General features: G+C 71.8%; 5 protein-coding genes. 2 read left to right on the forward strand and 3 right to left on the reverse strand.

Annotated elements, in window-relative coordinates; genetic code table 11:
- Positions 1 to 8: 8 nt before the first annotated feature.
- A complete protein-coding gene (locus tag L2I40_RS16160; protein WP_237216226.1) occupies positions 9 to 1,991 on the reverse strand; it encodes a hypothetical protein in 1,983 nt (660 codons plus the stop codon).
- Positions 1,992 to 2,323: 332 nt separating this feature from the next.
- Between L2I40_RS16160 and L2I40_RS16165 the strand changes: the two genes are divergently transcribed.
- The gene (locus L2I40_RS16165; protein WP_237216227.1) at positions 2,324 to 3,895 is read left to right on the forward strand and encodes a flippase; all 1,572 of its coding nucleotides are present in this window, start codon (positions 2,324 to 2,326) and stop codon (positions 3,893 to 3,895) included.
- 78 nt (positions 3,896 to 3,973) lie between these two features.
- Here the strand turns inward: L2I40_RS16165 and L2I40_RS16170 are convergent, their stop codons facing one another.
- On the reverse strand, positions 3,974 to 4,360 hold the full coding sequence (locus L2I40_RS16170; protein WP_237216228.1) for a hypothetical protein: 387 nt from the start codon (positions 4,358 to 4,360) through the stop codon (positions 3,974 to 3,976).
- Between L2I40_RS16170 and L2I40_RS16175 the strand changes: the two genes are divergently transcribed.
- Positions 4,352 to 5,092, forward strand: a complete 741-nt coding sequence (locus L2I40_RS16175) for a hypothetical protein (RefSeq protein WP_237216229.1) — start codon at positions 4,352 to 4,354, stop codon at positions 5,090 to 5,092. The genes L2I40_RS16170 and L2I40_RS16175 overlap by 9 nt on opposite strands.
- 40 nt (positions 5,093 to 5,132) lie before the next feature.
- On the opposite strand, the gene L2I40_RS16180 is transcribed toward L2I40_RS16175, so the two are convergent.
- Positions 5,133 to 6,797, reverse strand: a 1,665-nt coding sequence (locus L2I40_RS16180) for a Calx-beta domain-containing protein (RefSeq protein ID WP_372491070.1), incomplete at its 5' end; no start/stop codon positions are given.

Below are 6,797 nucleotides of genomic sequence, written 5' to 3' on the forward strand. Positions count from 1 at the left end.
CGCCGGCGTCAGCGCGCCGGCTGGCCCGTGTCCGGCGCCGCCGCGCGCGGCCGGCGCCACGCGGAGGCAAGCCGCAACAGGCGTGGGCCATGGTGGCGGATCGCCTGCGTGACGCGCGCGCGGGGCGCCCCGAGCATACCCTGCAGCGCCGCGGCCAGGCGGTGCGCCGGGTGGTTCACCGCGCGCTTCGCCGCCTGCAGCCAGGGCGGGTCGTGCAACAGGCTGCGCAGGCTGAGCCCGGTGTGCGGATACCACAGGCGTCCGTAGCGGCCCTCGGCGAAGCAGGTGGCGCGCTCCGGCGGCAACGGCTCCGCACCTTGCCTGATTCCGTCGAAGCCGACGAGGCGCAGCGCTCCGGTACGATCGATAAGTGCATGGCGCTCGGGCGCGAGCTCGGCCGGGTCGCAGCCGTGCCGCAGCAGGTGACGGATGAAGTCGCCAAGCTGCCGTGTGGCCCCGAGCGGCATCAGCCGCGCGCCGGCCCGGCCGCGCCAGGCAAAGGCGTTGTCCTGGAAGGGCGTGATCATCCAGCCGTCGCCGGTCTCGAGCGGCGGCAGCAGCTCCGTGCGCTCGGACGCGAAGCGCGCGAGGAAGTCGACCTCGCGCTGCATCGCCGCCAGGGCATGCGGGCGCCAGGTCTTGCGGACGGCGAGGTGCCCATCGCGGCGGACCAGCTCGACCTTGGCGCGCTCTCCGCTGCCGGTCAGGTCTGCGACGACCTCGTCGGACGTGGCGAAGGCGGTGCGGCGCGCAGCGACCTGGGCGCGCAGCGAGGCCAGGCGATCGGGCAGCAGCGATTCTACGATGTGCCAGGCATCGCCACTGTTGTCGGAGGAATGCACGCCATTGTAGTGCCGCGCGGGATCGAGGCCGTCCGTCACCGCGTCGCGCAATTCCCGCTTCACGCGGTGGATGCGGCCGTTGTCGAGCGTCGGCTGCTCGCGCGCCTCCGCCGCACCCACCGGGCGCGGGATCAGGTCCAGCGTGAGGAACAGCAATGCCGGGTCGCCGCCGCTCTCTGGGAATCCGTTGCGTCCCCAGTTGCCGCCGCGCACCATGCGGGCGGCCGCCGCGCGCAGCGCGCCGTCGAGCGGCACCTGCGCCAGGATCTCGAATCCGCGGCGCTCGAGCAGCGCGGCGATGTGTGGCGCGCGCCCGGCATCCACCGCGCGCTGGCGGAGGAAGAAGACGGTGAAGCCGGGCGCTTCCCGCCCGCCCGGCATCGCGAAGAAGCGGCGCGCGATCCAGGGATGGTGGACGGCCAGCCGCTCCAGCACGTCGCGCGGCGGGCGCCAGCCCGAGCGGGCCAGGACCTCGTCCAGCGCTTCGAGCGTCAGGACGGCGGGCAGGCCGAGGCCGGCGGCGGAGGCGAGGCCGCGGAGCGGCGACGCCACGGGTGCCGCGGTTGGCGACGCGCCATCGGCCGCGCTGCTCAGGCCCGAAGCGTCGCCGAGCAGGTAGGCGAGGCGGTAGGCGAAGGACAGGAACCGGTCCTCGGGATGCGGCAACATGAAGTCTGCCTGGCCGGGCGCGGCGCGGCGCAGCAGCGCCGCCGAGAGATGCGGTGGGAAGACCGCCATCTCGTCCGGGAAGCCGGTCCCGTCCAGCGAGTTCTGGGTCGGCGGTGTCCAGCTGCCGACGCAAAAGCCGGGCAGGCCAGTGGTGGAGTAGATGCGGCAGGGCAGGCCGATCGGCCAGTCGGAGACGAAGGGGCGGACAACCTCCGCACCGTCGTCCTCGATTAGCAATTCAAAGGCCGCGTCGCGGGCCGCGGGCGGCGTGGTGCCGGGGCCGCCCAGCAGCGCATGCGCGATGCCGCGCGCGTGCAGCGTGGCGGCGACCTGCGCAGGGGTGCAGCCCGGGCGCAGGAACCACAGGCGCCCCGGGTTGAGCGTGCGCGGCACGATCCAGGACCCGAGCACGCCGAGGCGATCGCGGTGCGCATGCACGCGTCGCAGCACGCGCAGTCCGAGCCGATGTTCCGCCTGCACGCGGCAATCCTCCGGGCCAGGTTGCGCGGGCCGCTCTCGGCGTGACGCCAGATGGCGCGGCACCGCGGGCGCGACTCTAGGAAGGTCACGGCGGCGTTGTCCCCGCCGTGCGGCGTGGCGTCGCGTCACATTCGCCTGAAGCCGGCCTGCGACGCCGCCTTCGCGCCACGATCGCGTGTGGCGCGGTGTGGCCAAGGCGATGTGATGGCAGGCCGTCTTGTGGGTGCGGACGCGTCCTCAATAGGTTTTCGTGGCCGGTCGCCGTAGCGCCTTGGGCCGCCGCCGAGGGCGCTGCGACTGTCCGCATCCGCGCCGATCGCGAGGAGACGAGCGTGAGCGCTGCTGGCCCGAAGGGCACGGAGCCGGAAGCCGGCACGCAGCGCCCAGACGCCGCATCGGCCGAGCATGTGCGGGGCTCGAGCCTGCTGCTGGCCGGGCGCGTCTTCGCCTTCTGCATCGGCTTCCTGACCCAGGTGGTGCTGGTGCGCGCGCTGTCGAAGGGCGAGTTCGGCGCGTTCGCCTTTGCGCTGTCGGCCGTCGCGCTGCTGCAGGCCTTCGCGCTGTTCGAGATGCCGAGCGTGGTCGCGCGCTTCCTGCCGATCTACCGGGAGCGCGGCGAGACGGCGAAGCTGTTCGGCGCGATCCGGGTCGCCTTCGCCGTCACCTGCCTCGGCGGCGTGGCCTGCGCGGCCGCGGCGATCGCCGCTGTCACGCTGGCCGGGCTGCGCCCGATCGACGACCCCGAGGCGTTGCGCCTGCTTGCGGTGATGGCGCTGCTGATCCCGCTGCAGGCGATCGAGGCGCTGTTCACCAGCCTCTTCGCGGCCTTCGGCAGCGCGCGCGCGATCGTGCTGCGCCAGTCGGTGCTGCTGCCGACGCTGCGGCTGCTCGTCGTTCTCGGCATGCTGGGCGCTGGCGCGCAGGTCACGACGCTCGCCCTCGGCTACCTGGCGGTGGCGGCGGTCGGGGTGGTGGTCTCCGCGGCGATGTTCGTCGCGCTGCTGCGCGAGCGCGGGCTGAGCGGGGCATGGCGCGCCACGCCGCCAGAACGTCCGCTGCGCGAGATGTTCGGCTTCGCGCTGCCGCTACTCGGCTCGACGCTGGTCTGGGCGCTGATGGAATCCTCGGCGGGCCTGTTCCTCGGCTATTTCCATGGCGCGGAGGCGGTCGCGGCGTTTCGTGCCGTGATGCCGCTGGGTCAGGTCATCCTGCTGGTCAGCGGGACCTTCGCGACTCTCTACATGCCGATCGCCGCGCGGCTGCATGCGCGCGGGGACCAGGCCGGGCTCGAGGCCTTCTACTGGCGGTCGGCGCTCTGGATGGCGGCGCTGGCCTTCCCGCCGTTCCTGCTGATGTGCGGCTTCGCCGGGCCGGTGACGGTCGGGCTGTTCGGCCCGGACTATGCGGGATCGGCGCCGTTCCTTGCGCTGCTGTCCTGCGCCTTCTTCATCCAGACCGCCTCCGGCTTCAACGGGCTGACGCTCAAGGTGCTCGGCAAGCTGCGCCACGTGCTGCTGATCGACCTCTCGGCGGCGCTGGCCAACCTGCTGCTGAACCTGCTGCTGGTGCCGCGCTGGGGCGCGCTCGGCGCGGCGATCGCGACCGCCGCGACGATGATCCTGCACAACCTGCTCAAGCAGGTCGCGCTGTGGAAGGTGGCCGGGATCGCGCCGGTTCCGCCGGCGCATCGCTGGCTGCATGCGCTGCTGTTCGTGGCGCCGCCGCTGCTGGCGCTGCATGTCCTGGTGCCCGGCGGCATATGGGTCGCGGCACCGTTGGGCGCGGCGACGCTGCTGCTGCTGGCGTGGATGGGCCGCGACGCGTTGCGCCTCGACGACACCTTCCCGGAACTGCGGCGCTGGGCGGTGACGCGGGCGCTGACGGCGCGGAGGCGGGCCGCCTGATGCGGCGCGGGCGGGCGGCCGGATCGCGGCCATGGCGAGACAAGGGAGAGCAGGAGCATGGACGGGTCACCGCGGCCGTCACGCGATCCGGCCGTCACGGAATTCGATGTCCACGGCCTGCTCACCCTGCGGCTGCGTAGCGCGCCGGCGCACATCGTGGCCGCGTTGACGCAGGAGATCGGTGCGCCTGTCGAGCGGCCCCCGCGCCGGGCGGACATCGTCATCGCCTTCGTCGATCACCTGCCGCCGGAAGGCGAACTGCGGCTGCTCGGCCTCGAGCAGGCCGGGTTCGACGATTCGCATTTCTACCTTTTCGATGGCCGCGGCCACCGCGCCCGCATGGACCTGTCTCGGCTCGGCGAAGATGGCTTCGAGATCACCTGCGAGCGCGCCATTGCCGCGGTGCCGCTGCTCACGTCGATCCTTGGCCTGTACCTGCTGCAGCGGCGGCATGTGATGCTGCACGCCTCCTCCTTCGTCTTTCGCGGGAAGGGCGTGCTGGTGGCGGGATGGCAGAAGGGCGGCAAGACCGAGATGCTGCTGCCCTTCATGGCGGCGGGTGCCGATTACGTCGCGGATGAATGGACGGTCGTCGGAGGCGACCCGCCGGGCCTGCACGGCATCTCCGTCGTCGCGCGCATCTGGGACTGGCAACTGCGGCAGATGCCGGACTTCGCCGCCCGGTTGGCCGACCGGCAGCCGGCGCGCTTCCGGCTCTGGCGGTGGTTCCGCCGGGGCTACGGGATGGTGCCTGGCCTCGCGCGCCTGCGCGGGCGGCCCTTCGACGTGCTGCGCCGGCTGAGCCGTGAGGGCGGGACGGCGTGGCAGGGCATCGACCGCATCCCGCCGCGCGTCGTCTTCGGCGAGCATGTCTGGACGGGTCGCGCGCCGCTCGACCGCATCTTCCTGCCCATGCTCGCCGCCGGGCCCGGGACGCGCGTGGTGCCGGTCGAGCCGGAACGGGTCGCGCGGCGCATGGTGCATTCCCTGGCCTTCGAGCGCGCGGCGCTGACCGCTGCCTACCAGCAGTTCCGCTTCGCCTTTCCGGACCGCGCCAACTCACTGATCGAGACCGCGGGCGAGGTGGAGTGCCGGCTGCTCGAGAGCGCCTTCCGTGGCATTCCGGCGCACGAGGTCCGGCATCCCTATCCGATGCCGCTCGCGACGCTCTACGAGGCGGCGGCGCCGTTCTGCTGAGGTCGCGTGTTCAGGCTCGTGCGGCGCGCTGGTCCGCGCCTCAGCCGATCAACTCACCAACGCCGAGATCCACGCGGTTGGACCAGACCTGCCGCAGGTCGGCATCCGCGGCAAAGAGGTGAAAGGCGCCGTCCATGCTGGCGTCCACCGCATGCACGGGTCCCTGCGGATCCACGAGGCTCGCGCCTGTCGTGGTGCGCATCGCCCGCGTGCCGAGCTCCGCTTCGTCGAAGGACAGCGGTCCCGTCAGGCTCTGGGTCTTCATGTAGATGTCGCCATAGGGCGCGTTGAGGTTCCGCTGGTAGAAGATCAGCAGCCGGTCGTCGGCCTGGTCCACGACGATGGTCGGCCGGCTCGGCTCCCGGTCCGCGCCGGTGGAATCCAGGACCCTCACCGTTTCCCAACTGCCGGGCAGGCCGCGGGTCAGCCAGATGTCGTTGTGGTTGTCCTTCATCACGATGAAGATGTTGCGACCGTCCCAGGCGGCAGACAGGTGATTGTCCACGCCCACGGGGGTGTTGTAGGTCTCGACAGTCCATCCGCCCGCGTAGTCCGCCGGGTTGGCCGAGGCCGGGCGCCAGGCGAACTTCCAGTCGCCATAGGCGCCGTTGTCCTGGAGTCCTGAAGTGTCCGCGCTGTAGGCGATGCCGATCATCGGCGTGCCGTTCAGCGTGAAGGAGACGATGTCGGCCTTGCTGTTGCCGCCGGCGCCGGTCGGATCGGCGTCGATCCGCACCTCCGACCAGGTGGCGAGGTCCTTGCTGCCCCATGCGAGGTTGAGGCCGCGGTCCGCGCCGCTCGTCGTCTTGCCGATGTTCGCGACCAGCGGCGTGCCGAAGCTGTCCATGCCGATCACAAGTTCGGCGTTCTTGCTCCAGCTGGCGGAGCCCAGCTTACCGCCAGGGCCGGCGATCTGCGCCTCGGCGGTTTGGACGAAGCGGTCGGTCGCTGTGTCGTAGCTCAGCTTGAACATCCGCGGCGAGGCGGATGTGCTGGAGTATTGCAGCACGTAGAGCGAGTCGGTCGCGTCGTCCCAGGCGATGTCGGAGGCGCGGTTGTTGTCGAGGAAATTGTCGGTGCTCGCCTTCGTCCAGCCGCCCCGCTGGCCGGCGCCGGGGACCGGTCCGTCGAAGCGCTCCACGGCCCATTTCGGCCCGTCCGGCAGCACCGCGAACCAGTGGCCGTCGTGGAAGAAGGACTTGCTGGCGTTCCCGTATTCCAGCGCGCGCATCCGCCCGGAATAGCTCGTCGCGATATAGGATTCGTCGAAGGCCGGCCCGGCCGCCACGTCGTCGTTGGTGATGGTTGCGGTGGTGGAGGCGTTGGCGATGGTGGCGCCGGTTGGGTTGGAGAGGGTGAGGGTGAAGGTCTCATTGGGTTCGACGGTGGTGTCGCCGGCGACCTGGACGGCGATGGTCTGGGAGGTTTCGCCGGGGGCGAAGCTGACGGTTCCGGCGGGCAGGGTGGCGCCGGCGAAGTCGTTGGCGCTGGCCGGGTTGGTGCCGCTGCCGGCGACGGCCCAGCTTGCGCTGGCGGGCTGCGTGGTGTCGCCGGAGCGGGTGACGGTGAAGGCGAAGTTGGTGGAGCCGCTGTTGCCCTCGGGCTGGGTGAGCGGGCCGGAGAGGGCGAGGGAGGCGGGCGGGGTGGTGGTGCCGGTCTCGAAGACGATGGTGAGCTGCGGCTTGGTGCTGCCCTGGGCGGACTG

This window comes from Falsiroseomonas oryziterrae, assembly GCF_021864505.1.
Lineage (GTDB): Bacteria > Pseudomonadota > Alphaproteobacteria > Acetobacterales > Acetobacteraceae > Falsiroseomonas > Falsiroseomonas oryziterrae.

Excerpts from the sequence above, each read along its gene's own strand:
- L2I40_RS16175 (WP_237216229.1), top strand. The coding sequence starts at position 4,352 with ATGCTGCACGCCTCCTCCTTCGTCTTTCGCGGGAAGGGCGTGCTGGTG.